The following is a 25754-nucleotide window of genomic DNA, read 5'->3' as shown; positions in this document are numbered from 1 at the left end:
GTTTACCGTTTTTAAAGTGTTTTCAAAACAGAATATCGGTTCAAATTATAATGCAGGCCGCAATGCTCCTATGATTAATATCATCAGCAGGTCTTGCCGCGTTTTAATTCCTATTTTTGTGCTGATATGTCTCAACGCTTCCCAAGGCACGAAAAGCTGAAAAGTGCCACGCTTATTAACCGGCTCTTTGAAGAAGGTAGCCACTTAACGGTATTCCCGCTCCGGCTGCAGTATTTGGAAACTCCTCTTCCCAGCGAAGTTTTAGTGCAGGCGGGTGTAACGGTTTCCAAGCGAAAGTTTAAAAATGCGGTACACAGGAACCGTATAAAAAGATTAATGCGCGAAAGTTACCGGAAGCATAAGTCCCTTATTTTTAACAACAGTGAGCAAACTTTTGCGTTTCTATTTATTTACCTTGGAAAGGAAATCCCCAGCCAGGTCGATATGGACCGGTCTATGCGCTTGCTTATCGATAAATTTTTAGCGAAACGAGATGAAAAAGATAATGACTAAAAAGATCCTGATACCGGTGTTCGCCTTGGTGATCCTGGTAGCAGGCAGTAGTTTTAAAGGCGATTTTTTCGAGATCGCAAAACAAATTGAGATCTTCACCACCCTGTTCAAAGAACTGAACATGAACTATGTGGACGAAACCAACCCGGCCGAATTAATGGATACTGCCATCAAGAATATGCTCGATGACCTGGATCCATACACCAAATTCCTTAATGAACAGGATGTAGAAGCTTATCGTATTAATAATTCCGGGGAATATTCGGGAATTGGGGCCTTGGTTCGCTCTTATGACAACCGTTTACTGATCATAGAACCTTATAAGGGCTACCCGGCGGATAAAGCGGGCCTGAAGGCTGGGGACGAGATTCTTAAAATCGGCGATATCAGTATCGCAGAATACAAAGAAGGAGCCAGCGAACTTCTTAAAGGCGCTAAGAATACAGAGGTAGAAATCACCTACCTGCGACAGGGAAAAACTAATACAACTACCCTGGAAAGAGCAGGGATAGATATTGACGCTGTGCCCTATTACAACATGGTGGATCCGGAAACGGGCTATATTGTCTTATCCAGGTTTAATGAAAAAGCCAGTTCCCAGACCAAATCAGCTATTAATGATCTCAAGGGCAGAGGGGCAAAGAGACTTATACTGGACTTAAGAGGAAATCCCGGGGGATTATTATCTGAAGCTATCGCTGTTTGTAACCTGTTTGTACCGAAAGGCGAACTCATAGTGACCACCAAGTCCAAGGTGTCTAAATTTAACAGGGAATACAAGACCAAGAACCAACCGCTGGATGCAGAGATCCCATTGGCGGTACTTATTGATGGTAGCAGTGCTTCTGCCAGTGAAATTGTTTCAGGGGGACTGCAAGACCTGGACAGGGCTGTGGTTGTCGGGGCTAGGAGCTTTGGTAAGGGCTTGGTACAACGCCCTCTTAAATTAACCTACGGCACCCAACTTAAGGTAACCATTTCTCGTTATTATACCCCTTCCGGGAGATGTATTCAATCTCTTGATTACTGGAACAGGGATGACCAAGGTAATGCCGTGCGTAATACCCAGTTCAGGGATTTTAAGACCAGGAATGGGAGAAAGGTACAGGACGGGGGCGGAGTAATGCCCGACCTGGAAATTACCGCTTTAAAATCCAATGATTTCACCAAAGCCCTAATGGCCAACCTGCTCATCTTTGATTTCGCCACGCAGTATCATTACCAAAATCCTATGGATGATCTTTCACAATTCAATTTCCAGGATAAAGATTACCAGTCTTTTAAAAGTTTTGTATCGCAACGTGGGCTGGAATTTGAAACACCAGTCGAAAAAGCACTGAAAGAAGCAATCAGCAACCCGCGATCGGATGCCCTCGGAGCAGGGATGAATACCCGTTACCAGCAACTATTGGCAGAGATTGAAAAAGAAAAATTATCCTCCCTGGATACTTACCGGGAAGAATTAGAGAAAAATCTTGAAGATGAGATCCTGAAACGCTATTTCTACAGGGAAGGACTATATGATTATTACCTGGAAAATGATAATGCCATACAGGTCTCCAGGGAATTGTTATCCGATAAATCTCGCTACGCCGGTATTCTGAATTAAGATGGTATCCAGGCCTGTGAACAGAGTTGAGGGAGAAAGATCTTGTCTTATGGATAAACTCAAAATCCTTATCCACAGCTGTTGTTATTTTATTTTATTACTCAGTTGTGGGCAACAGCAAACTTCTCCTGAAACTGAGAATAAAGGCGTTCAACTCTACATTCTTGGAACAGCCCAGGATGCAGGGGCCCCGCAGATTGGTTGTAATAAAAGTTGTTGTAGCAACAGGTGGGACGATCCATCAAAACATGAGAAAGTTGTTTCCCTTGGAGTGGTCGATCCTACACAGCGTACTTCCTATTTATTCGAGGCCACTCCGGATATTGGGGATCAAATGAAAATATTACAGCAGAAGGCAGGAAATTCAAATGCACCGCCCGACGGGATATTTCTCACGCATGCCCATATAGGGCACTACAGTGGCCTGATGTACCTGGGAAAAGAAGCAGCCAGTAGTAAAGCTATCACGGTTTATACCATGCCGCGAATGCAGGATTTTCTAGAAGAAAATGGCCCATGGGACCAGCTTATTCACAACGGGAATATCAACCTCTCAGAAATCCGGGAAGATGAAGAAATAAAATTGTCTGATGCACTTAGCGTTCAACCGCTGAATGTGCCCCATAGAGATGAATATTCCGAGACGGTCGGGTACCTGATCAAGGGGAGGGCTAGAACTGCTTTATTTATCCCGGATATCGATAAATGGTCCCGCTGGGAACAGGATATTTCTGCATGGATAAAAAAAGTAGATCTCGCTTTTTTGGATGCCACATTCTATGACGGTTCAGAACTCCCTTCCCGTTCCATGGAAGAGATCCCCCACCCTTTTGTCGTTGAAAGTTTAGAACGGTTCAGTGAACTTAAAGATGAGGATCGCAAAAAGATATATTTCATTCATTTTAATCACACCAACCCTTTGTTATCGGCCGGCAGTAAAGCAAGTCGCGAACTGCTAGAACTTGGCTTCAATATCAGCAGGGAAGGAATGCAATTCCGCTTGTAAAATATGGACCGTGACATCCTTATTGTTTTAAACGATATCCTCGGAACAGCTGTAAAACGCACAGACCATATCAGAGGGGGAGATATAGGAAAGGCTTTTCTTGTAGAAACCACGGAAGATCGTTATTTCTGTAAGATCTATGAACAGGATAAGGGTTACGAGATGGCAGCTGCAGAGCAAACTGGCCTGGATTATATACGCAGAACCAATACCATCAACACTCCCAGGGTCCTGGCGTGCAGTTCCTATCTTAATAAGGGAATCCTGGTCTTAGAATATATTGAAGCTGGTAAGCCGTCTAAAAAAGCAATAGAATTATTAGGACAGCAACTCGCCGGCATGCATAGGGTTAGTCAACCCGATTTTGGTTTAGAATCAGCTAATTTTATCGGGAGCCTGCCACAGGATAACCGCCAGGAAAAGAATTGGGCTCAATTCTATGTAAACAGGAGGTTGGTGCCCCAATTACAACTGGCCCTGGAAAAGGAACTTCTACTGCCGGGTGATGTTCCCACCGTTTCCCGTTTAGAATCCGCTATCTACCCGTATATGGATAATGTACAACCCAGCCTGCTCCATGGAGATCTCTGGAGCGGGAATTATATGATCAGTACAGACGGCCAGCCCTTCCTTGTAGATCCAGCTGTTTACCGGGGACATGCAGAAGTAGACCTTGCGATGAGCCGGTTGTTCGGTGCATTCCCGGCCGAATTCTACTCGGCCTACGAAGCGATGAGACCTGTTGAACCCGGAATTGATATAAGACAGGATTGGTACCAGCTTTACTACTTGCTAATGCATCTCAATGTTTTTGGTAGCAGCTACCGATCATCAGTCATGCAGATCCTGCAAAGGCGAATTTAATCCTTCAAGCTTCCTTCTTAGCTCAGGATAATTTTGCACCCTATCGAAATAAATTTTAACGCTAAGCATATTAAAGTCCTGTTAATCAGGTAGTATACTTTGCCCCAGACCTTATTTTTTTGTATCTTCTACCCTATGGTAAAAGCAGAAAAGTCAGATCACGCGAAATTTTTAGAGAAATCGATCCAACACCTTCAAGCAAGGGGTTTTAAGGAGATCAAAGCAGATCTGGAAGGGTATGAAACACCAAAGTCCTATCTCAAGAAGAGTTCAGGGACTACCGTAACACCGGATATAGTGGCTTCAAAGAATGGAAGAAAGTATTTCTTCGATATCAGCCTGAAGTCAGAAAAACCAAAAATGCTTAAATCCAAATGGTTATTCCTGGATACGCTGAGCAGAATGAAATCTAACCGTTTCAGGATCATCACCACCAGGGGGCATTATAAGTTTACCGATACCATGTTACAGGATATCAATCTTTCCAATAAGACGCCTATTAAGATCTAAAACCCTTATTGAAGCGAAGACTACAGATATAGCTGCACTTTTGCAGCTATATTTTTTTTACCATACTCATATGGGGTATACCATCTTCAAGGTACTCTTCTCCCCTTTCCCGGAAGCCGAGATCCCTGTAGAATTTCAATAGATATTTTTGTGCGCTCAGGCTTATATCTATAGGCCCGAATTTTTCATATACAAAATCTATAGAAGCTTGCATAATATCTTTCCCGAAACCATACTTTCTCTCCTCCCGGGCTACGACTACACGTCCAATACTGCATTCCTCAAAATAATCTCCTGGTTTAAAAACCCTGGTATAGGCAACAAGATCATCGTTCTTATAGCCAAGAACATGCCATGCTTTATGATCTTTTCCATCGGGATCCTGGTAAGGACAGTCCTGTTCAACGACAAAAACCCGGCATCGCAAGGCAAGGAGGTCATAGAGTTCCTGTAATTCCAATTCCCGGAAAGTCTTTACTTTAATATTCATGCATCAATGTTCTACTATAAGGCTTTTATCATCACAGGTGTCATATTCCGGCTGAATATTCACATTAGTGATCCCGAATTCTTTTTCTGATACTTCTTTTATCCGTTTCAAGACCTCATCAAATTCTGACAGGCGAATATCCTTTCGAAAATCTACATGGGCCTCCAGGTGAATCTCATCTTCATTGAGTTGCCAGATATGCAGGTGATGCACGTTTCTAACCCCTTGGATCTGATTTAATCGTTCTACAATATCCTTTACCTGTACGGTGTCCGGAGTAAAGAGCATCAGGACTTTTGTAGAAGATTTCAACAGGTTATACCCCATATAGATAAGGTACAAGGCAATGATTAACGTTAAAAGAGGATCCACCCAATACAATTGGTACCATTTCATCAGCAAACCTCCCACCAGTACGGCAACGGATGCAAGCATATCTGTGATCAGGTGCAGGTAAGCCGACTTCATATTCATATTCGCGGAGGCATCTCGCTTTATTAACAATACACTACCCCCGTTAAATACTATACCCAGCAGGGATAACCAGATGACCAGGTCTGCAGCTACTTCTGCAGGATGAATAAATCGTTCAATAGCCTCTTTAATAAGTACCAGTGAAATGATCATCAATGATGCAGAATTGATAAAAGCAGCCAGGATTTCAGCGCGTTTATAACCAAAGGTTTTTCCGGGAGAAGCTTTCTTTTTAGACAGGAGGTTAGCGATATAACTTACCAATAGGGATAAGACATCACTAAAGTTATGCAGTGCATCAGAAATGAGGGACAGGCTCCCTGAAATGATTCCCCCAACTACCTGGGCTATGGTGATCAGTATATTGAGAAAAATGGTAATAAATAGCCTCTTTCCTTTCTTATCACCATGGAAGTGACGATGATCGTGGTGGGAATGGGAATGTGCCATAGGCAATTTGTTCTCTTTATAAAGTAGCTCAGCAGAGAAGGACTAGATATATACCACTACCATTTACATGCAAGGTATCTTATCTACCCTTCTTTCATGCCTTCCGCCCTGGAATTCCGTAGTGAGAAAGGTTTTAACCATATCCAATGCCTGGGGCAAGGCTATAAACCTTGCGGGAAGACTCAGTATATTGGCATTATTATGTTCCCTGGCCAGTGCAACTATTTCATTGTTCCAGCAGAGGGCGGCCCTTACCTTCTGATGTTTGTTTGCCGTCATGGAAGCTCCGTTGCCGCTTCCACATATAATGATACCGTAATCTACCGAACCTTTTTCTACCTCCTCAGCAACCGGGTGGACAAAATCAGGGTAATCAACACTGTCTGTACTATCTGTCCCGTGGTTTACTATTTCTATATCCATAGATTTTAACAGGCCTACCACTGCAAGTTTATATTCAGTACCGGCGTGGTCATTTCCTATTGCTATTTTCATTTTATAGGTATTTATCTATTATATAAGGTCTCTACCGCTGTGACCCAATTAAAAATAGCGGTAATTAAACACCCAGGTGGGGTTATGAACATGTAATTTTAAAGATAATTTATAATACACTGAAAATAAAGAAATTACCGGAAACCATACAAAGTTTATGAATAGCGGATAAGTTCTAAAGAATAAATTTTTAACTCCAAAAAAAATTCAGTAGTACAAATTACAAGTCAAAGATAGAAATCAATTTCTTAGAAATTAGAAGAAAGATATGCAAATGAAAGAGGAAGGTATGAACACTAAAAAACTACAGAGTTATCAAAAAAATGATGTTAATAGCGGTTATTAAAACTCGTTCATAACAGCGGTAACGAATTGAATTTTAAGATAGTTTTACCCGGTATAAAATGTTAGTAAACCTTTTTAAATGTTCAACGCAAGGAAATCAAAAGAATCTTATCCCCACTATTAACAAGCTATCATAACCTCCATTTAATTTTTTAAAACAATAAAAAGAAAAGAGATATTAATATAGATGTTAATAAGAGTTTAAACTACGATGAGCATTTAGTGATACGAATCGGTGCACTGGATTATAATTCGTAATTTTCACCCCTAATTAAAAATTTGAATGTCAAAGAAGAAAAAAAGGGCCAAAAACCATAGACAGAACGAAATAACTCGTGGAATATTTTCTGTCTTGGAGAAAGAGCCGAAAAAAAGTTTCAATTATAAACAGATCGCTTCTAAGCTGGATATCAATGATACGGAAGGCAGGAACTTGCTAATCAAGCGATTAGGTCAATTAAAGGAAAAAGACAGGATTAAAGAAGCCGATAGAGGCAGATACCAGGTTTCTTTTGTTCCTGAAACATATATTGGAAAGATAGACGTAACCGCCAGCGGAAATGCTTATGTAGTTGCAGAAGGATTGGATAAGGACGTATTTGTGCCTTATAATAAATTAAAAAGAGCATTTCATGGAGATACGGTAGAAGTACAGGTACTTTCCAAAAAGAAATCCAATAAGCAGGAAGGTGAGATTGTAAAAGTTGTGGAACGAAAAAAACATTCGTTCGTAGGAATTGTAGATTTGCAGAAGACTTTTGCCTTCATCAGGCCGACAGACCACCGGATGTATACGGATATTTTTGTACCACTTGATAAGATCGGGGAGGCACAGAATGGCGAAAAAGTAATTGTTGAGATCCTCGATTGGCCGGAAGACGCTTCTTCACCTTTAGGAAAGGTCACCGATATCCTGGGTATGCCGGGTGAACACAATACAGAGATACATTCTATATTGGCAGAATACGGTTTACCGTATGAATTTCCTTCAGAAGTGGAACACTTTGCAAACCAGATAGACACATCCATAAAAGAGGAGGAGATCGCTAAAAGAAGAGACATGCGCGATGTTCTCACTTTTACTATAGACCCAAAGGATGCAAAGGATTTTGACGATGCATTATCTTTTGAAAAACTGGAAAATGGTAATTACGAGATAGGGATACATATCGCCGATGTTTCGCATTACGTACAACCGGATACCATTTTAGAAGACGAGGCATACCAGAGGGCAACTTCTGTTTACCTGGTAGACCGCGTGGTTCCAATGTTACCGGAAGTACTTTCCAACAATGCCTGTTCACTTAGGCCAAACGAGGAAAAATATACCTTTTCCGCCATTTTTGAAATCGATCGGAATGCAAAGCTCATCAAGCAATGGTTTGGGCGTACAGTGATCAATTCTGATGAAAGATTTGCCTATGAAGAAGCCCAGCATATCATAGAAAATAAAGGGAATACCATCTCTAAGGAAATTTCCATCAGGGAAGGCGCTTATAATGTTTCCGATGAGATCGTGGATGCAGTGCTTACTATGGATAAGCTGGCAAAAATTATGCGAGCTCAACGTATGAAACAAGGCGCTATTTCTTTTGATAAAGTAGAGGTGAAATTCAACCTGGATGAGAATAACGAGCCGGTTGGAGTTTATTTCAAAGAATCAAAAGATGCTAATAAACTTATTGAGGAATTCATGTTACTGGCCAATAGGAAAGTGGCACAGTTCATCGGTAGCCAGAAACCTGAAAAGACCTTTATTTACAGGGTGCATGATGATCCGGATGAGGATAAACTGATGGCGCTTAATGCTATCGTATCCCGTTTTGGTCATAAACTGAATTTTAAGAATAAGAAATCGATCAGCGATTCCCTTAACCAGTTATTGGAAGACGTTAAAGGCAAAAAGGAACAGAATCTTGTCGATACCCTGGCGATCAGGTCTATGAGTAAGGCAATATATACCACGGATAATATAGGGCATTACGGGCTGGCCTTTGATTATTACACTCATTTTACCTCACCTATCCGTCGTTACCCGGACGTGATGGTACATCGATTACTGCAACATTACCTGGACGGTGGAAAATCGGCTGATGCCCAGGCCTACGAAGAGAAGTGTAAGCACTCTTCCAATATGGAATACCTGGCCACAAGCGCTGAGCGCGACTCGATCAAGTATATGCAGATCAAGTTCATGGAAGATCATAAGGACACTGAATTCATCGGTGTTATTTCCGGGGTCACCGAATGGGGTATCTATGTGGAAATTATTGAGAATAAATGCGAGGGAATGGTGAGAACCCGTGATATCAAGGATGATTATTACGTTTTTGATGAGAAGCAATATGCCCTTGTCGGTGAACGTAAAAAGAAAGTATACCAACTGGGTGATGAAGTACGGGTCATGGTAAAGGATACCGATTTAGTCAAAAGACATTTGGACTTCTCGTTGATCGGAAAAGTGGAATAAGTTTCGGCTACAGTGGCAATGATGCTTATATTTATACTTAGGGATTGGTCCTAAAACCTATATCATGAAATTCTTACGGATATTATTTTTCCTCGGTTTGACTATTGCTGTGGCCAATGCCCAGCAAAAAGTCACACAGGAACTGCAGCAGTTTTCAGAGGTTAAAGTCTATGATGGCCTATCGGTAAAGCTGGTGCGTTCTGATGTCAATAAGGCAGTGATCACCGGGGCAAATACCAATAAGGTTGCCCTGGTAAACAGTGATGGTGTTCTTAAGATTAGGATGGAGATAGATAAACTGTTCGCAGGCTACAGGACCTTCGTGGAATTGCACTACACTCAACCCCTCCTGGTTATTGATGTTAATGAAGATGCGAGGATAAGTAGTGAAAAGACCATTAAACAACAGGTTTTGGAACTTAAAGCGCAGGAAGGCGGAGAACTGGATATCACTGCAGAGGTAGAACAGATGCTGATCAAATCTGTGACTGGTGGAATTATCAACGCCCGTGGTCTTTCAGACCTGCAGGATGTGGCCATAAATACAGGCGGAATCTATTATGGGAAGAATTTTAAAACAAAATTCAGTACTGTAAATGTTAACGCCGGTTCTACGGCGGAGATCTATGCCACGGACTATGCTAAGGTTACCGTAAAAGCTGGAGGAGAAGTCCTGGTTTACGGGGATCCTGCTAAGATGGATGAGAAAACCGTCTTTGGGGGTAGAATAAAAAGAATGTAATAGAATTATGCTAGACGACGTACAGGCAGCCATACCCTTAGGACTCTTACTCAGTTTTATGATCGGCCCTGTGTTCTTTGTCTTACTGGAAACAAGTGCAACCAAAGGTTTCAGGGCTGCATTGTTTCTGGATCTTGGTGTATTCCTGGCCGATATACTCTTTATCGGTATTGCCTATTTCAGTAGTTTCCAGTTATTGGAGAATCTCAGTAATGAACCCGGTCTCTATGTTTTTGGTGGGGTAATCCTGCTGATGTACGGTATAACAGTTGTTGTAAAACGAGGGACAGGGAAAGAGAAGGCTAAATATAAAAGCAGTAGAGGTGGTTATTTTAACCTGTTTGTAAAAGGTTTCCTGCTCAATTTCATCAATATTGGAGTATTGGTATTCTGGTTAGGTATACTGATCGTGGTAGGCCCTAATGTGGATAACGACCCTAAGCGGATAACCGTCTTTTTCGGAAGTATGTTAGGAGCCTATTTTGTGATGGACCTCATCAAGATACTGTTGGCGAAACAACTCAAAAGAAAACTGACAAAACCCAGGATACTGATCCTGAAGAAAGTACTGGGGATCATACTTATTATCTGCGGTCTTTTCCTGGTAACCAAGGGATTCCTGCCCAAGGATAAACTGAATTTTGAAAAGGGTATAGAGATGATCAAGGAATAAAAAAAGACCTGTTTTATAACAGGTCTTTTTTGTTGAGGCATCGAGCGGATTCGAACCGCTGTACAAGCTTTTGCAGAGCTGTGCCTAGCCACTCGGCCACGATGCCCTCTGGTGGTGCAAATGTAATATTTTTTCCTGCGAAGTAAAAAACTTACACCCTGTCTTTTTTTAGGGTCACTGCAACACTCTCCACATCGCCCCCGATAGGAGGATTTAATTTAGCCACTTTAACTATCACCTTATCTACCTGCCCGATTTCGGAAAAGATCCTGTCAATGATCCGCTGACCTACATGTTCTAATAATTTAGCACGTTGTTTCATCTCGTCTTTGACTATATAGTTGAGGTGTACGTAATCTACCGTATCATCCAGGTCATCTGTAACAGATGCTTTTTCCAGCTTGGCTTCCACTTCCAGGTCTACCCTGTAGTCGCTTCCGATAATGGCTTCTTCTTGCAGGCATCCATGGTGTGCATAGAGCCGGATATTGCTGATGGTAATGATTCCCAATGCATATAAATTTCTGCAAATTTACACTAAACCGTACAGAATCAGTACATGCAGCGGCAATTACTGAGACCCTGGAAGAGGTCAACTCCAAAGGTAACCACGTGGGTACCGGTACTGAAGCCTAGGATCTCGTTGAGAATGATCTGGTAAGAATAGCCAAAATACAGGTTGCTTTTCTTTAAGCCGGCAATTGGAGCTATGTACAAAGGGCTCCCGATCTGGTCGTTGAGAAAACGGTAGGTGACCCCGGCATAGTAATAATCTTCAAAATTATACCAGCGGAACTTGGTGTTCAGGTCGGTCACGGAACGGCCATCACTCTCAAAGAGTTGGAAGAAGACAGAAGGCTCAATTTCCAGCCTGCTGTTTTTATTCTTTGTATAACGATAACCCGTATACACGTAATAATTTCGTAAACGGTTAGGTTCAAAGACCGGGTTAAATTTAGACAAGTCCTTATCGAGCAGGTTAGAGGCATTCAGGCTCAGGTAGAATTTGTCTTTTCGATAGAGCATGCCTACGTCAAAATTATGATTGGTCGTGGACCGATCATCAGTAACGCTGGGATCAGGGTTATCAAAATTCTCAATATCTATCCGGAACTGGTTAAAATTATAGGAAAGCCCAAACGACAGGAATTCATCATCGTATTTATCCAGGGTAAGATGGTGGGCAAAAGATACCCGTGCCCCTCTCTGCTTGGTCTCCCCGTTACTATCGTTGTACATCAGCATCCCTAAACCGGAGCGGTTTCCCATCCGTGCGTCTGCCGCCAGGGACTGTGTATCGGGCGCATCCTTGATCCCCACCCATTGGGTGAGACCGTTAACGCGGATCTTAATGTGGTCCCCTATGCCGGCATAGGTAGGAGACATCACATAGGGATTGTCTGCCAGGTACTGTGATAGCTGGGGTAGCGTAAGTTCCTGCGCATATAGGCCTAATGCACTTGAAAAAAGCATTAAGGAAAATAGGATTTTGCGCATTATAAATTCTGGTTAAGTTGGTTATCTATACAGGGTAAAATGGCCTACGAACTCACGTGGATCGTTCTCACCTCTCAGCTTGATCACGTACCAATAATCCCCGGTTGGTAATTCGGTTTCCTGGTAGAAACCATCCCATCCCTTGTTCTTATTGTCCATACGATAGACCTCTCTACCATAACGATCAAAAATGATGGTTAGTATTTGCGGGAAGCCTTCCAGGTTCCGCGGTACCCAGGTGTCATTTGTTCCATCACCATCCGGGGTAAAGAAATTCGGGATCTCAATATCAATGAATTCCATCGCAATTTCGGCAGACATGGTACAGCCATTGGCATCCTCCACAGTTACCGTATAGGTATCGGTCCTGTTGATGAAAAAGGTATTTCTATCCCCGTTGTTACGCCCGTCAAAAGTGAAGGTATAGTCTCCACCGCCCCCGTTAGCTACAGCTGTGATCTCGTTCATGTTATGTTGTTCGAGAACCAGCGTTAAAGGCTCAAAGGATTCGATAGTAAAGTCGATGGTTCTCAGGCAGCCATTGGCATGCGAGATACTGATGAAGTGATCTCCGGGCGGAATGTTCCTGAAATCAGGATCGAGCTGCATATCTGCAGGATCGGTTGAATCCAGGGCATACATCACATCGTCGGCCACAGTCTCATCCTCAAGGACAATATCCAAATAGTTGTCCGGGATGGCACCGCTACATTCGTAAACCGGGCTGATCATAGCGTTCAGGTTAACTCCGCCTTCTACCTCGACGATCACGTTGGTCTCACAATCCTGTGCATCCCTGATAAAGATGACATAGGTACCGGCAGCCAGGTTGTTAAAGTCGGTCTGACCGTTTACAAAATCACTATCATCGTTAGCATTGAATGCAGTCCTGTAAGGCGCTGTACCTCCCGATATGTTCAAAGAGATACTTCCGTCCTCTTCCCCGGCACAAACCTCCGGTAAGGTCGTAAAAGTGGCCTCTAGCGGTGTTGGTTCAGTGATGGTAAACTGGAATGGAATAAAGCATCCGTTGACATCCTGTGCGATCACGTCATAAACACCCGGGGCGAGATCAGTAAATGTATTTTCACTACTGAACTTATTCAGGTTCGGGCTGATGGCATATAATATATTTCCTGAACCACCGGATATTTCTACGGTAATGGTACCATCGTCTTCCCCTGCACAGGTGACATCAGTATACTGCTGTACATCGATCTGCAATGGCGGTGGGTCCTGGATCAGGATCTGCGGTGAAACTTCCACGCAATCCATGCTGCTTACCCTGATATAGTATTGTCCTGCAGCGAGGTTGCTGAAATCCCCGTTGTTCTGAGGACCTGCAACAAGACTGGTCAGGGCTGCATCGCTGAACAGTTCGTAGGAATAATTTCCGAGTCCTCCGCTAGCCCTGCTGTAAATTGTTGCAGTAGCTTCGCCGGTACAATTGATCACAGCGGCGCTGGTATCCAGGTTCAGGCTTAGAGGTGGTACGGCATCGACGGAAACCTGGTTAGAGATCGTCGCCTCGCAGCCGAATGCATCCCTGACATAGTATTGGTATACCCCGTCCGAAACATTAAATACGTGGCTGTTTCCGCCGGACATCGGGCTGAACGATACCCCGTTGGTGCTGTATTCATAAGGTGCGGTTCCACCTGTGGCAGTTAATTCTAACCGGGCGAGGTTATTACAGCTCAGAGTACTGATCTGCCTTAATGAACTCTCTACCTCTGCAGGTTCGGTGATGGTCACCTGGGCGGTTTCCACATCACAGCTCCAGCTATCAGAAATACTGATACTGTAGACGCCAGCCCCCAGGTTAGTGAACGTTGGGCTCACCTGGGCTCCCCCGGTCGATAACAGGGTTGTCCCTGCCGAATCGTAGCGGTTCAGGCGATATTGATAACTGCCTTCTCCCCCGGATACAGCGGTAGCGGTAACCGTTGCGTCAGTATTTCCAAAGCATTGAAGAGTAGCAGGAGCAGCAGTAATTCCGGCGGTGATCATACTTGGTTGTACCAAGGTCTCACTGTCCGAGATCGTACATCCCGAAGCATCGGTAACATCTACGGTAAAACTACCGGCAGACAAGGCTCTAAAGACGTAGCTGTTCACATTAGCCTGGGTGTATACCTGGCCTGTAGTGGTATTGGTCAACACGATGTTGTAAGGCATGTAACCTCCGGACGGATCCACTAGGATCTCTCCCTGGTCATTAGTACATTCTACGTTGGCTACTTCCTGGGTATTTACCGTCAGTATATTAGTAGGTGAATCAATGACTACATTATTCGAGTTTTCATCACAGAATGGCGTGTCCGTAGCAGAAACGGTTACATAGAAGTTTCCTCCCGGTAGTCCGCCTATGGTCATAGGGCTGGTCGATGTATTCCCGGCCCCGGTAATTCCTGTAGTCACTCCACCCATTGTAAAGACTTCGTAAGTATAGGCACCGGTATAATTGGTAACATTGATCTCCAGGGCCCCGTTACTATCTCCGAAGCAGATGGCCGGTGATATTGCGGTAGCTTCAACCTCCATAAAGTCGAATGCGAGCACCTCGTAGGCAACAGTGTTAATATAACAGCCTGTAGCATTATCCGTAATGCGGAAGGTATAGGTACCGATATCCATCAGGTCAAACTCTGCAGAAGTATTCGTTGGACTGCCAGTTTGTACACCATTAGGATTACCAATTGGCAGTAGTTCAAAAGTATAGGTATTGGCAGGGTTACCATCATCAGAGATATTGATGATCACCTGTTCCGGGTTGGCGCAGGTTATGGCGTTCACCTGTGTTACTGTTGCCGTAAAGACATTTAACGGATCAATGATGACCGTATCTGTTTCGATACATCCGTTATCATCTCTTACAGTTACTGTTATGGTCTGCTGAACCCCGGTATCGCTAATATTAAAGCTATTGTTGCTTTGGAAATTAGTACCGTCTATACTGTAGGTATAGGGTGCGGTTCCTCCACCGGTCACAGTAGAGATTACGGCTTGAGTTTTACCATTTGCAGCGTTACACGCAAAGGATGTAGCCGTAGCCGAAAGGGTTACTACCGCGGGCTCATCAATGATAACGGTCTGGGTATCCACACAGTTACGTGCAGAGGTTACGGTAATGTCATAAGTTCCTGCGGGAAGTCCACTGAAAACCCTTCCGTTTTGTACCACCGGTGGGTTGATCCCATCGTCCAGGGTAAAAGTATATGGTGGATTATCATTGGATGCAGGTAAGATAACGGTGATATCACCATCACTTCCTCCATTACAGGAAACATCATTTTTGGTCGTACTGAAATTCACCGGGGTTGGCACCTCTAAGGTTACCAGGGCTTGCTGGTCACATCCGGATCCGGCAGTATCGAATACGATAGCCGTATAGGTTCCCGGTGCCAGTCCTGCAAAGGTATTTGAAGCTTGTCTTGCACCGCCGGTCACGCTGACCATGGCCGGATCCAGAAGGTCGTATTCATAGCTTCCGGAACCACCACTGGCCGTGATGCTGATCTCACCGTCATTAAGGGCACATGTAGGTTGTACACTGGCCACCAGGCTTAATCCTAGCGGAGGCAGTATATCAATAGTATCGGTCGAGGTACAGCCGTTGCCGTCACGTACTGTAACGGTATAGGTTCCCGGTGCACTCACGTTAAGGGTGGTACTGCTCTGGAACCCTGCTCCCACACTGTATTGCAGCGGAGCAATTCCTGTTCCTGCTACTGTAAAGGCGTAAGAGGTACCGTCAGAGGTACATTGGTCTGTAGCAAAGGCCGGTGCTGTAACGGTAGGCATCGGATCTTCGTCCACGGTAATGGTGATCATGGTAGTACATCCCCTGGAATCCCTCACGTACACATCGTAATCTGCCGGGTAAACAGCAGGACTCAGCGTAGCATCGGTACTCGGTCCATAAAGTCCGGCCGGGCTTGTGGTGGTAGGTACAAAGGCATATTCAAAAGCCGGGGTACTACCGCTGGCCTGTACACTTACCTGGGCGCCAATGGTACAATTAGCGTTGATATTAGAGATCAGGTTCAGTTGAAGTGGAGCATTAGGCGATCCAATGGTCACCGTGTTGCTGTTATCATCGCAGAATGGGGTGTCTGTCGCCACCACTTCCACGTAAACATTGTCTGCAGATAATCCGCCGATGGTCATGGGGTTAGTCGCGGTATTCCCCACGCCACTGATGGCGGTTGGGGTTCCATTGGCCAGGTATACTTGGTAGTTATAATTCCCGGTATAGCCGCTAACATTGATTTCCAATTCACCGTCGCTATCCCCAAAACAGGTCACAGGTGTTATTGCTGTAGCAGTTACTTCTATAGTATCATATGGATCTACGGTATATGGAGTGGTCACGTAGTAACAACCGGTAACATTATCGGTTACCCTGAAAGTGTAATCTCCTGGAGCTGCCAAGTCAAAATCGGCTGTATAGAAACCTGCACCGGGACTCTGCGTTGGCGCAGATCCTATAGGCAGCAGGTCAAAATCAAAATCTCCGGACCCGTCAGTTACCGTAACTCGGGCTGTTTCGTCATTAGCACAGGTGATAGCCACTTGCCTGGTCACAGCTACATCGGTGATCTTTGGCAGTGGGTTAACGCTAAGAGCGAAATCATCGGCACAACCGTTGGCATCCCTGGCCCAGAGGGTCAGGTTCTGTACCGCCCCAGTATCATTGATATTAAAGGTGTTATTGCTGAAATAGTTAACTCCGTCAATACTGTACATATAGCTGCCTGTACCACCAACCCCGTTCACGGTGATCGTAGCCTGGGCAACGGTATTATCTGGATTACAGCTGAATTCCGTATTCGTAGCAGAAGCCATTACAACTGATGGTTCGTCAATGGTGACAGGTTCTACCCTGGAACAACCCCTGGCAGACATCACACGGATCTGGTAATCCCCGGCAGCAAGTCCGTTAAAAGTATTATTGGCTTGTGGAATAACTGTAATGGGTATTCCAAACGCATCTAGAAGTTGATAGGTATAAGGAGGATTATTCATTCCCGCAGGCAGTACCGCTGTAGCGGTTCCGTCTGCTCCTCCATTACAGGAGACATCATTCTTAATAATTGTGAAGCTCACTGCGGTAGGCACTTCAAGATCTAAAGTCACCGAGGCGCTACAACCCACAGCAACGGTATCGTAGATATAGGCGGTATAATTACCCGGGGCAAGGGCAGTAAATAAAGGGGATGCCTGTGGCACACCTCCGAAGGCTTCGCTCAGACCTGTTCCGTTATTGATCAGGTCATAGGTATAGGCTCCGGATCCCCCGTAAGGAGTTAGCAGGATCTGCCCGTCGTTCAGTGCACAGGTAGGTTGTACCGTAGCTTCTGCAGACAATGAAGAAGGAGGAAACACATCCACACTCATACTGTGCTCACAACCATTGGAATCGCGGATGGTTACGGTGTGGGTACCGGAGCTGAGCCCGCCAAATAATTTAGTATCTCCAGCATTGGTAAGGGTACAGGACTGGAATGCCCCGCCATTAAGGCTTAGGGTATAGGGGCCGACGCCTTCGATGTTCAGCGTTACCTCTATTTCAAAACTTCCTTCCTGTGCAGCACACTGGTTCAGCGCCACCAGGTCTATGACCGGGCTTGGATCTGTTGTGACTGTGATGTCTATAGGAGCGGTGATACAACCCCTGGCGTCCTGGGCGTAAACATCCCAGGCGGTATTAATCGCAGGATCCAGTTCGGCATAAGAACTGCTTGTGAAATCGGCTGCAACAGGTGCGTTCCCATCTTCTACGAAAGCATAGGTATAAGGACCGCTTCCGCCCTGGGCACGTACAGTCACCTGGCCGAATTCGTTACAATTGGCATTATTCTGATCCAAGAGGTTCAGTGACAATGGTGTAGGCTCTATGATCCTGAACGCATAAGTGTTAGAGCAGAATGGGCTCTCATTTTCCTCGAATAACAGGACATAATCTCCCGGAGGGATATTTGAAATCGTATGTGCTACGGTCGGCGCTCCCCCGTTGGTCGGGAAAGACCCGCTGTAGCCCGGTCCGGCTAATGGAATATTAGAAACAGCACGCAGTATACTGAAATTGATATTAACCACACTAGGATCATAATCTTCTACCTGGAAGCTAATGGAACCATCATTGGCACCATTACAGCTGATATCCTGTATAACCGGGTCTGCAACTACGTCGATAAGCGAGACATTAGGGATAGTCGCTTCTACGTAACTGGTACAACCATTTGCGTTATCTACTGCCTTAAAGATGTACGTCTGCCCCGGGTTAAGACCGGTGTAAGTTGCTGTTTCTTCGCTTGCCCCAGGCCCGGCTACTTCTGTATTCGGAGGCGTCCCGATATCGTACATGGTAAAGGTATAATTACCAGAACCACCGGAAGCCAGGAGCTCGACGGTTCCTCCGCTGATACAGTCCACCGCAGCCGGAGCCGAACTCAGGCTCAGGAAAGGGTTGGACAAGATACGGATTGGGTTCTCGTAATATTCACAGCCATTGGCGTCGATAATTCGTATGTAATAGTCGCCAAATTCAAGACCATCAAAGGTAACTGATGTGGCTGCTGTTACTTGTGGATTGGCACTGGTTGTTACAGCGAGGTTGTTCTGGTTATCATACAGGGTATAAGTAAAGCCCGGAACTCCGCCACTGGTAATATCTACTACGATATTCCCGGGGATATCCCCGGCACCACCACAGGATACATTGGTTGGTGTTACTGTTGCGATAAAGGGCGCAGGATCGTTCAGTACGGCGGTGTCATTGTACACACAGCCTTTACTGTCTCTTACGATATAGTTATAATTGCCACCTGGTAAGCCGCTGTACACGGTTTGTGCGGTGAACCCGGCACCATTGAAATCCACTTGGTAGGGTGCAACGCCGAAACTAGCATCGATATCTATTTCCACGACCCCATCACTGTTCCCGTTACAGGAAGGGTCGGTAGTGATCGCAGTTGCTTGTGGGTTTACGGCAGGAGTTACCGTCACTATATTGGATTCTCCCACACATCCCTGGCTGTCGGTTACTCGGAACTGGTAGGTTCCGGCAGTAGAAGTGGTGTAAGGAAAACAATCGCATACAGGCACATAACCTCCACCATTGAAGTTAATTTCATAGGTATAAGGCCCGTAACCACCGTTGGTAGCTACATCAATGATAGCATCGGGAGAAGCGGTACAATCCAGGTCTTTGGTTAGTACTGCATTGGCCGTAAGTTCGGGCTCAATATCCAGGCTTACATCGTCAGAACATCCATTGCTGTCCAGGACGGTAAACGTATAAGATCCCGGGATAAGGTCGCTGAATGTATTGGAGGTTTGGGTTGGTCCGCCATTGATTCGGTAATAATACGGGGCATTTCCGCCTGAAGCTCCTACCACTACATCTGCCAGGTTGGTAGAACTGTAGCACAGGTCCGATGCCGCATCAATACTGGCGGTTGGATTTGCAGGAGTCACGATGTCAAAAGAATCTGTCTCCGTACATCCACCGGAATCGGTTACACGGATGATATGGGTTCCTACCTGGTTCAGCCCACTGAAGAAGTTACCCGGCTGTGGCCCCAGGATGGTACCATCCGGCTCTTCAACTTCATAGGTGTATTGTGGCCAGCCATCCTGTGCGTTAATGGTAACGGTTCCTTCTACATCACAGGTAAGCGGGGTTACCACGAAGGTAAAGCTCAAGGGGATTGAAGGTTCATCTACAGTGACGGTTGCAGAATCGGTACAATTCGTCGTCTCGTCGGTGACTATTATGGTATGGTTTCCTGCCGGAAGCCCGTTCAGGCTGATGGTTCCTGAGGATTGTGCTGTTGTTGCAGCACCGCCATTTACACTATAAGCATAGGTAGCAGAGAAACCACTTACATTAAATTCGACAGATCCATCTGAAGATCCCACGCAGGAGACGTTCCTGATCAGTGTACCGGTGATGTCTATAGGGGTAACCGGGTTGATGGTAAAATTCTCTTCATAGCTACAATCGTTAGCATCAGTAACCCTGAAGGTATAGGTGTCAGGAGCAAGCCCTGGAAATACATTGTTGTTGCCGTTGTCGATTACGGCCGCTGCTGGAGCGATAATCTCGTAGGTAATACTTCCCACCCCGTCTGAAACGGTCAAGGTTACATCAGAAGTCTGTGCCGGGCAGTTGGGCGCCGTGGCGGCAAAAGTGATGTCTGTTGGTGGATCCAGGGCAGGGATGTTCACGTTCACAGTGGTGAATACACAACCATTGGCATCCCGGATAAAAATATTGTATGTCCCGTCAGAGAGACCGCTAAAAGTGTCTGCACCTGCACCCGAGTTGAAGGTCACGCCGTCAAGGCTGTATTCATATGGAGCTGTTCCGCCGGTCACATTCTGAGCCTGCAGGGTTCCGCTTTGCAGGCAGGTAAAATCCTGTATGATGACCGCATCGCCGGCCATGGGGTTCGGAGCGGTCAGCACTACGGTATCAGTATAAGTACATCCCTTGCTGTCTTCTATTACATAGGTATATGTGCCTGCATTTAAACCGTTATAGTAGGTCTGGGCAGAGAGTCCGGCCCCGTCAAAATTGACCTGGTAAGGCGGTGTTCCGAAATTATTGTCGATCAGTATCTCTACGATCCCGTCTCCTGCCCCGTCACAGGAAGGATCGGTCGGGTTATGAGTTGCTACGGGATTAGTTATAGGGTCTACGATCACCTGGGTCGTGGCGGAACAGCCTTCACTATCCGTGATAGTAAAGTTGAAAGTGCCGTCCACAGCCGTCGTGTAGGTGAAGGTATTCCCGGCCACGGCATTGCTTCCGCCGCCATTCACCTCGTAGCTAAAGGGAGCATATCCCCCGTTGATGGTAACATCGATGACCGCATCCGGTGAAGCAGTACAATCCAGCTCTTTAACAAGGGTAGCGCTTAAAGTTAGTTGGGGTTCAATTGTAATACTATTCGAGGTCCCGGTACATCCGTAGGAGTCAGTGACCACTACGGTATACACTCCCGGGCTAAGGTTGTCAAATACACCGGTGGTCTGCCCGGGTGCACCGTTGATACTATAAGCGTAAGGAGCTACTCCGCCACTGACACTAGCAGTAAGGCTTACCCCGTTAACAGGGTCGTAACAAAGATCTGTAGTCGCGGCAAGGATAACTACAGGGTTGGTCGTAGAGATCACGTCAAAAGTGCCGGTAGTGGCACAGCCTCCTGAATCCCTTACTGTAATGGTATAGGTTCCTACCTGGGCCAAATTGTTGAAGATATCGCTGCCCTGTGGCCCAAGAAAGGTTCCATCAGGTTGTTCTACTTCGTAGCTGTAACCGCCCCATCCACCACTGGCATCAATATCCAGGGATGCGTCGGTGGTACAGGTAAGCGGACTAACAGTTTCCGTAAAGCTCAGTGCAGAAGCAGGTTCAGCAACTGTAACACTGATAGTATCCTCGCAATCCAGATCTTTATCCCGGACCATGATGGTATAGGTGCCGGCAGGGAGCCCACTGATAGTCTGCGTAGCATCATCCTCGTCCTTATCTATTTCCACGCCATCGAGGAAGTAGCTATACTTATCTTCAAAGTCGGTGATGTTTAATTCAATACGCCCGTCGGATCCACCAACACAGCTTACATCCCTAACGGAAGTAGCGCTTACCTGGATAAGCGGAATGGGGTCTATAGTGAATACGTCATCAAAAGTACACCCGTTAGCGTCGGTAACCCTGGCGGTATAGGTTCCCGGGGCCAGGCCATCAAAAAAGCCTTCGTCTTCATCTACACTGGAAGAAGGGATCGCCATTGGGGCAATGATTTCGAAAGTATAAGGCTCTTCTCCATCATGAACGTGAAGACTGACATCGGCGGTATTGCTGGGACAAGTAACATCAGACATATCACGTACGTGAAGCCTGTCAGGCCCGTCAACTTCATCCACATCTATCTTTGGAGTGCGGTAAACACAGCCGCTGGCATCCCGGATATAGATACGGTAATCCCCCTTGGATAGTCCTGTGAATCGTTCAGCACCCGGACCGGAGATGTAATTCACCTGGTCAATACTGTATTCGTAAGGAGAAATTCCGCCTGTGACATTCTGTGCTTCGATGATCCCTCCACCATTACATCCGTCGTGCTGTATAAGTACCCCGTCTCCAAAAACTGCATCTACAGGTCCTCCTATGGTGAAAGGTGTATCAAAAGAACAGCTGTCTGTACCATTATCAGCAGTCATGGTCAGGGTGTAATTGCCCTGCTCCAGGTCTGTAAAGACACCAGAATTGTTATTGTTTTTTGAACCGTCAGGGCGGGTGATCTCGTAATTAACCGAATACCCATTATAGTTGGTTACATTGACTGTCAGCGTACCGTCTTCATCTCCAAAGCATTGTTCATCGGATGTGGCGATGGTATAGTCTACTGCAGGAGCAATAGCTATGGAAGCGATATTGGAAATGGCAGAGCAGTTATTCCCGTCTACTACTACGAATTCGTAATCTCCTTCTTCCCCGTTGGTAAAGTAGAATTCGTTCGTGCCCTGGTAAGCTGCAGCCGGAATTGAGGCAACGTTAGGGTAAAGATCTACCCCGTTATAGCTCCAGATGGCGTACTGGTATCCCGGACCGGCGAATCCACCGGAACCATTCACTGTGATGACCCCATCTGTACAATCGATGGGTTTCGTGGTTGAAGCGTTCACTGCGAGGTTGGTCACATCAAAGATGGTAAGCTGTTCTGTATAAGAACAACCATCGTCTGTAGTCACCAATACATCATAGACCCCATCAGTGAGGTTCTGGAAAGTGTAATTGTTATCGTCCGAGGGTCCAAAAGTATCTACAGATACCCCGCCTTGTGAAATTTCATAATAATACTGTGGTTCAACATCGAGTGCAGAAATGGAGATCTCTCCAAGTCCGTTACAATCTGTGTCCTTGGTGGAAATATCTACCTGGTAGTCCCTGAGCAGGATACCAATATTGTCTAATCTGAAGATACAACCGTCGGTCACCCCGATTTGGCGCATTTCCACTTCGTAGGCACCATTTGTATTAATGGTGAATGAAGGCCCGTTATTAGCGCTGTAAGGAACCAGGATAGTACCGGTAGACTGGTCTATCAACTGGTATTCATAATCCGCAGGCATATTGGTAACGGTAATGTTACCGGGCGTGGCACAGATAATATCACGAGTATTGACTTGAGGATCAAGTGGATTTTTAAAGATGTTAAAGTAAAAGCGTGTAAAACATCCGTTCTCGTAGTTAATGGTAATGCGGTATTCCCCTGAGTCCGAGGCGACAAAATCGTTCCCGTTACCCACGTTATTCCAGGTACAACCGGCAATCTTATTGGCACAATCAGGTCCCGGAGATCCGCAACTTGCGGTATCCAGCTGGTCCCATTGAATACTTAAGGCGTCCGGAAGGTTTACGGACAGCAATTCGGTGTCATTCAGCCCACATAAGAATACCGTAGGTAGTTCCTCCCCATCATTCGGGCAGACAACCACTTCTCCTTCAACCGTATTAGTAGTATCGTTGATCAGGTCGATAATAGGGTTGGTATGGCCTGTTCCGAAAGGCTCAACCGTGATGATCTCCTGGTAATCTTTACATGGGTCCGAGGTATATTTATCAGCAATGTAGGTTCTGTATTCGGTTACAATAAGGGTGCTTGGATCATTATCAGGATCTCCATCGGTAATGACCGTGTCGCCCGCATCCAGCATCCCGTCATTGTTCTCATCCACGTACCAGGTATAAGAATCAAAACCATCACCTACATCCAGGGTGGCACTGCCACCGCACATTTGTATCGTCCTGCTATAATCACAGGCAGTAAGGTCATCCAACAGGAAATTGGTTGCCCCGGCATTGGTGAATCCACAATCGTCAAAATCGTTGACACTGGGGTCGTCTGTAATCGTTATCGGGTTTAATACCCCCATATAGGTAGAGAATGCGACGTTCTCAATAATATCGGAACACGCATTAACAAAATCATAGCAGTTCTGTGCCACCTGTACCCGCATGCGTATACTGACCGGCGGATCTCCTTCCTCTAGTTTATTGTCATCTACAGTAAAGGTAATTTCGTGCGAAAGGGCATCATAGGTATAATTGACTCCCCCGGAAGTAGAGATATTAGCTTCATCTAGGGTGACGTTGGTCGGCAACACATCCCGCAGACTGTAATTCTGTGCATCGTCATTGCCAATGTTCTGAATGGTGAGGACATAATCCAGGGTCTGCCCCAGGTTGACTCCCATACCTGTAATATCGTTTCCGGCAATATCTTCCACCTTCTTTTCCACCACCACGTTAGGTTCAATGACCTCAACATTGAATGATTGAAAGAAGGGATAATATTGATCCCCGTCTGAAGTGAACCTCAGGGTCGCCGCGGTCTCATTGTTTGGGATCACCGAATTTCCTCCGTTCTGTACCTGGAAGATATCAGAATCGTAACCCAGGGTATTTACACTGTTGGGATTTCGGTTGGTGCTAATGGCACCGTCTATGGTAATATTACTGTTGAAAAAGTTGTCTTTAGGATTTACGGCATTTTCCAGCCGGGTAAAGCCGCCAACACTCGCGGCGCTGATGTGAAGCTCATCCCCTTTAATACGGTTATCGCCTTCTAAAGCGGCAACCCCTAGGCGGGCGCGTACCGGCCCCACTGGAATTGTATTAAATCCGGTATAATTGATATCTACCTGCTCCCCGGCACGTACCCTGGCGAAACCGTCAAAAGTGGTGATCTTTTTCCCGGTATAGGAAGGGTTTTCGTATACGATTACGAGGGTCCATCCGGCAGCGGCTCCTCCACCCGGAGAAAGTGACCCGGTCACTGCCCTCATATTAGCGACGGTGTAATCTCCTTCAGGGTTGGCCAGACCGGTCAATAACGCAGTAATGTCCGCATAACAAGCATACGGACTATTCTGGGTGATAGAAGGATCAACGTTGGTGAAACCGTCAAAGAGCACTTCGTCTGCTGTTATATCGACATAAGATCCACCGGGGACCTTTAGCTTGACCTGGTTAAAATCGTTCTGCCTGTTGGTTCCCAGTGCCTGCCCCGCCTGTTCGCTGGGATAGGTGGCAGACCAGTAGAGACCGGCATATCGGATCAGGTTACAACTGTTGTTGGGAAAGGTAAATGTGGCACTGCTTGAACTGAAGGTAGACGGGTCTCCATCTACATCGATATACTGCATATTCATCCAATCGTTATACGTGGATGAATTGCCGGTTGCGTTGTACGCATCTTCCGGCTCTGTACTTCCTGAACCTCCATCCCGGTTAAGGATGTTGTTCGCGATAAACGTAAGGTCCCCCTTGAGGTTGGTTTGGTAACGAACCTCAAAATTGTTATACTCCTGTGCAAACCCCACAACACTAATCAATAGTGTTGCGGATAATAAAAATCTTGCAAGGTTATTTCTTTTGATCACAACGTAAATAGTTTTGAAAAACATATATAGCAGTGATATAATCATCGCAGGACTCTGTTATTTGCAATTACATGGCGTTATTTGGGGGGTAGGGCTAAAATGCCGCTATGTAAAAATCCCGGTATTGGCTGGTTGAGCTCGTGATTATTTGCACT

At 45.6% G+C, this 25754-nt stretch carries 14 protein-coding genes and 1 tRNA gene; 8 read left to right on the top strand and 7 right to left on the bottom strand.

Annotation, left to right across the window (positions count from 1 at the left end):
• Positions 1–126: 126 nt before the first annotated feature.
• The 5 genes from rnpA (at position 127) to PP178_RS03770 (ending at position 4502) form a co-directional block, all read left to right on the top strand.
• A complete protein-coding gene (gene rnpA / locus PP178_RS03790; RefSeq protein ID WP_272592978.1) occupies positions 127–513 on the top strand; it encodes a ribonuclease P protein component in 387 nt (128 codons plus the stop codon).
• Complete coding sequence (locus PP178_RS03785; protein ID WP_272592977.1) at positions 494–2122, top strand: S41 family peptidase; 1629 nt, start codon at positions 494–496, stop codon at positions 2120–2122. The genes rnpA and PP178_RS03785 overlap by 20 nt, the downstream gene beginning before the upstream one ends.
• A 49-nt stretch (positions 2123–2171) precedes the next feature.
• Positions 2172–3128 (top strand): MBL fold metallo-hydrolase, encoded by a 957-nt coding sequence (locus PP178_RS03780; protein ID WP_272592976.1) that lies wholly within the window; start codon positions 2172–2174, stop codon positions 3126–3128.
• A gap of 3 nt (positions 3129–3131) precedes the next feature.
• Complete coding sequence (locus PP178_RS03775) at positions 3132–3992, top strand: fructosamine kinase family protein (protein ID WP_272592975.1); 861 nt, start codon at positions 3132–3134, stop codon at positions 3990–3992.
• A gap of 135 nt (positions 3993–4127) precedes the next feature.
• Entirely contained in the window at positions 4128–4502 is a 375-nt protein-coding gene (locus tag PP178_RS03770; RefSeq protein ID WP_272592974.1) for a hypothetical protein, read from the top strand.
• Between the two features lie 46 nt (positions 4503–4548).
• Here PP178_RS03770 and PP178_RS03765 read toward each other — a convergent pair whose 3' ends face one another.
• The 3 genes from PP178_RS03765 to rpiB form a co-directional block, all read right to left on the bottom strand.
• Positions 4549–4992, bottom strand: a complete 444-nt coding sequence (locus tag PP178_RS03765) for a GNAT family N-acetyltransferase (RefSeq protein ID WP_272592973.1) — start codon at positions 4990–4992, stop codon at positions 4549–4551.
• 3 nt (positions 4993–4995) lie between these two features.
• Positions 4996–5916: a cation diffusion facilitator family transporter gene (locus tag PP178_RS03760; protein WP_272592972.1), complete on the bottom strand. Its 921-nt coding sequence runs from the start codon at positions 5914–5916 to the stop codon at positions 4996–4998.
• A gap of 63 nt (positions 5917–5979) precedes the next feature.
• Positions 5980–6411 (bottom strand): ribose 5-phosphate isomerase B, encoded by a 432-nt coding sequence (rpiB, locus tag PP178_RS03755; protein ID WP_272592971.1) that lies wholly within the window; start codon positions 6409–6411, stop codon positions 5980–5982.
• 628 nt (positions 6412–7039) lie between these two features.
• Here rpiB and rnr point away from each other — a divergent pair.
• The 3 genes from rnr to PP178_RS03740 all read left to right on the top strand — a co-directional run bounded on the left by rnr (position 7040) and on the right by PP178_RS03740 (position 10641).
• Positions 7040–9226: a ribonuclease R gene (gene rnr / locus PP178_RS03750; protein WP_272592970.1), complete on the top strand. Its 2187-nt coding sequence runs from the start codon at positions 7040–7042 to the stop codon at positions 9224–9226.
• 64 nt (positions 9227–9290) lie between these two features.
• Positions 9291–9968: a head GIN domain-containing protein gene (locus PP178_RS03745; RefSeq protein WP_272592969.1), complete on the top strand. Its 678-nt coding sequence runs from the start codon at positions 9291–9293 to the stop codon at positions 9966–9968.
• 7 nt (positions 9969–9975) lie between these two features.
• The gene (locus PP178_RS03740) at positions 9976–10641 is read left to right on the top strand and encodes a LysE family translocator (protein ID WP_272592968.1); all 666 of its coding nucleotides are present in this window, start codon (positions 9976–9978) and stop codon (positions 10639–10641) included.
• A gap of 35 nt (positions 10642–10676) precedes the next feature.
• Here the strand turns inward: PP178_RS03740 and PP178_RS03735 are convergent.
• From PP178_RS03735 to PP178_RS03720, 4 genes are all read right to left on the bottom strand, one after another.
• Positions 10677–10747 (bottom strand) — tRNA-Cys (locus PP178_RS03735).
• A 45-nt stretch (positions 10748–10792) separates the two neighbouring features.
• Complete coding sequence (folB, locus tag PP178_RS03730) at positions 10793–11152, bottom strand: dihydroneopterin aldolase (protein WP_272592967.1); 360 nt, start codon at positions 11150–11152, stop codon at positions 10793–10795.
• 41 nt (positions 11153–11193) lie between these two features.
• Entirely contained in the window at positions 11194–12138 is a 945-nt protein-coding gene (locus tag PP178_RS03725) for a PorP/SprF family type IX secretion system membrane protein (RefSeq protein ID WP_272592966.1), read from the bottom strand.
• 21 nt (positions 12139–12159) lie between these two features.
• Positions 12160–25599: a T9SS type B sorting domain-containing protein gene (locus tag PP178_RS03720; RefSeq protein WP_272592965.1), complete on the bottom strand. Its 13440-nt coding sequence runs from the start codon at positions 25597–25599 to the stop codon at positions 12160–12162.
• Positions 25600–25754 lie beyond the last annotated feature (155 nt).

Source organism: Zeaxanthinibacter sp. PT1 (genome assembly GCF_028464225.1).
Lineage (GTDB): Bacteria > Bacteroidota > Bacteroidia > Flavobacteriales > Flavobacteriaceae > Zeaxanthinibacter.
Note: the sequence above shows the minus strand (reverse complement) of the source record. Positions and strands in the feature narration are given on the sequence as shown.

Coding starts and splice junctions, on each gene's coding strand:
- rnpA (WP_272592978.1), top strand. CDS start 127: ATGTCTCAACGCTTCCCAAGGCACGAAAAGCTGAAAAGTGCCACGCTT.
- PP178_RS03785 (WP_272592977.1), top strand. CDS start 494: ATGAAAAAGATAATGACTAAAAAGATCCTGATACCGGTGTTCGCCTTG.
- PP178_RS03780 (WP_272592976.1), top strand. CDS start 2,172: ATGGATAAACTCAAAATCCTTATCCACAGCTGTTGTTATTTTATTTTA.
- PP178_RS03775 (WP_272592975.1), top strand. CDS start 3,132: ATGGACCGTGACATCCTTATTGTTTTAAACGATATCCTCGGAACAGCT.
- PP178_RS03770 (WP_272592974.1), top strand. CDS start 4,128: ATGGTAAAAGCAGAAAAGTCAGATCACGCGAAATTTTTAGAGAAATCG.
- PP178_RS03765 (WP_272592973.1), bottom strand. CDS start 4,992: ATGAATATTAAAGTAAAGACTTTCCGGGAATTGGAATTACAGGAACTC.
- PP178_RS03760 (WP_272592972.1), bottom strand. CDS start 5,916: ATGGCACATTCCCATTCCCACCACGATCATCGTCACTTCCATGGTGAT.
- rpiB (WP_272592971.1), bottom strand. CDS start 6,411: ATGAAAATAGCAATAGGAAATGACCACGCCGGTACTGAATATAAACTT.
- rnr (WP_272592970.1), top strand. CDS start 7,040: ATGTCAAAGAAGAAAAAAAGGGCCAAAAACCATAGACAGAACGAAATA.
- PP178_RS03745 (WP_272592969.1), top strand. CDS start 9,291: ATGAAATTCTTACGGATATTATTTTTCCTCGGTTTGACTATTGCTGTG.
- PP178_RS03740 (WP_272592968.1), top strand. CDS start 9,976: ATGCTAGACGACGTACAGGCAGCCATACCCTTAGGACTCTTACTCAGT.
- PP178_RS03725 (WP_272592966.1), bottom strand. CDS start 12,138: ATGCGCAAAATCCTATTTTCCTTAATGCTTTTTTCAAGTGCATTAGGC.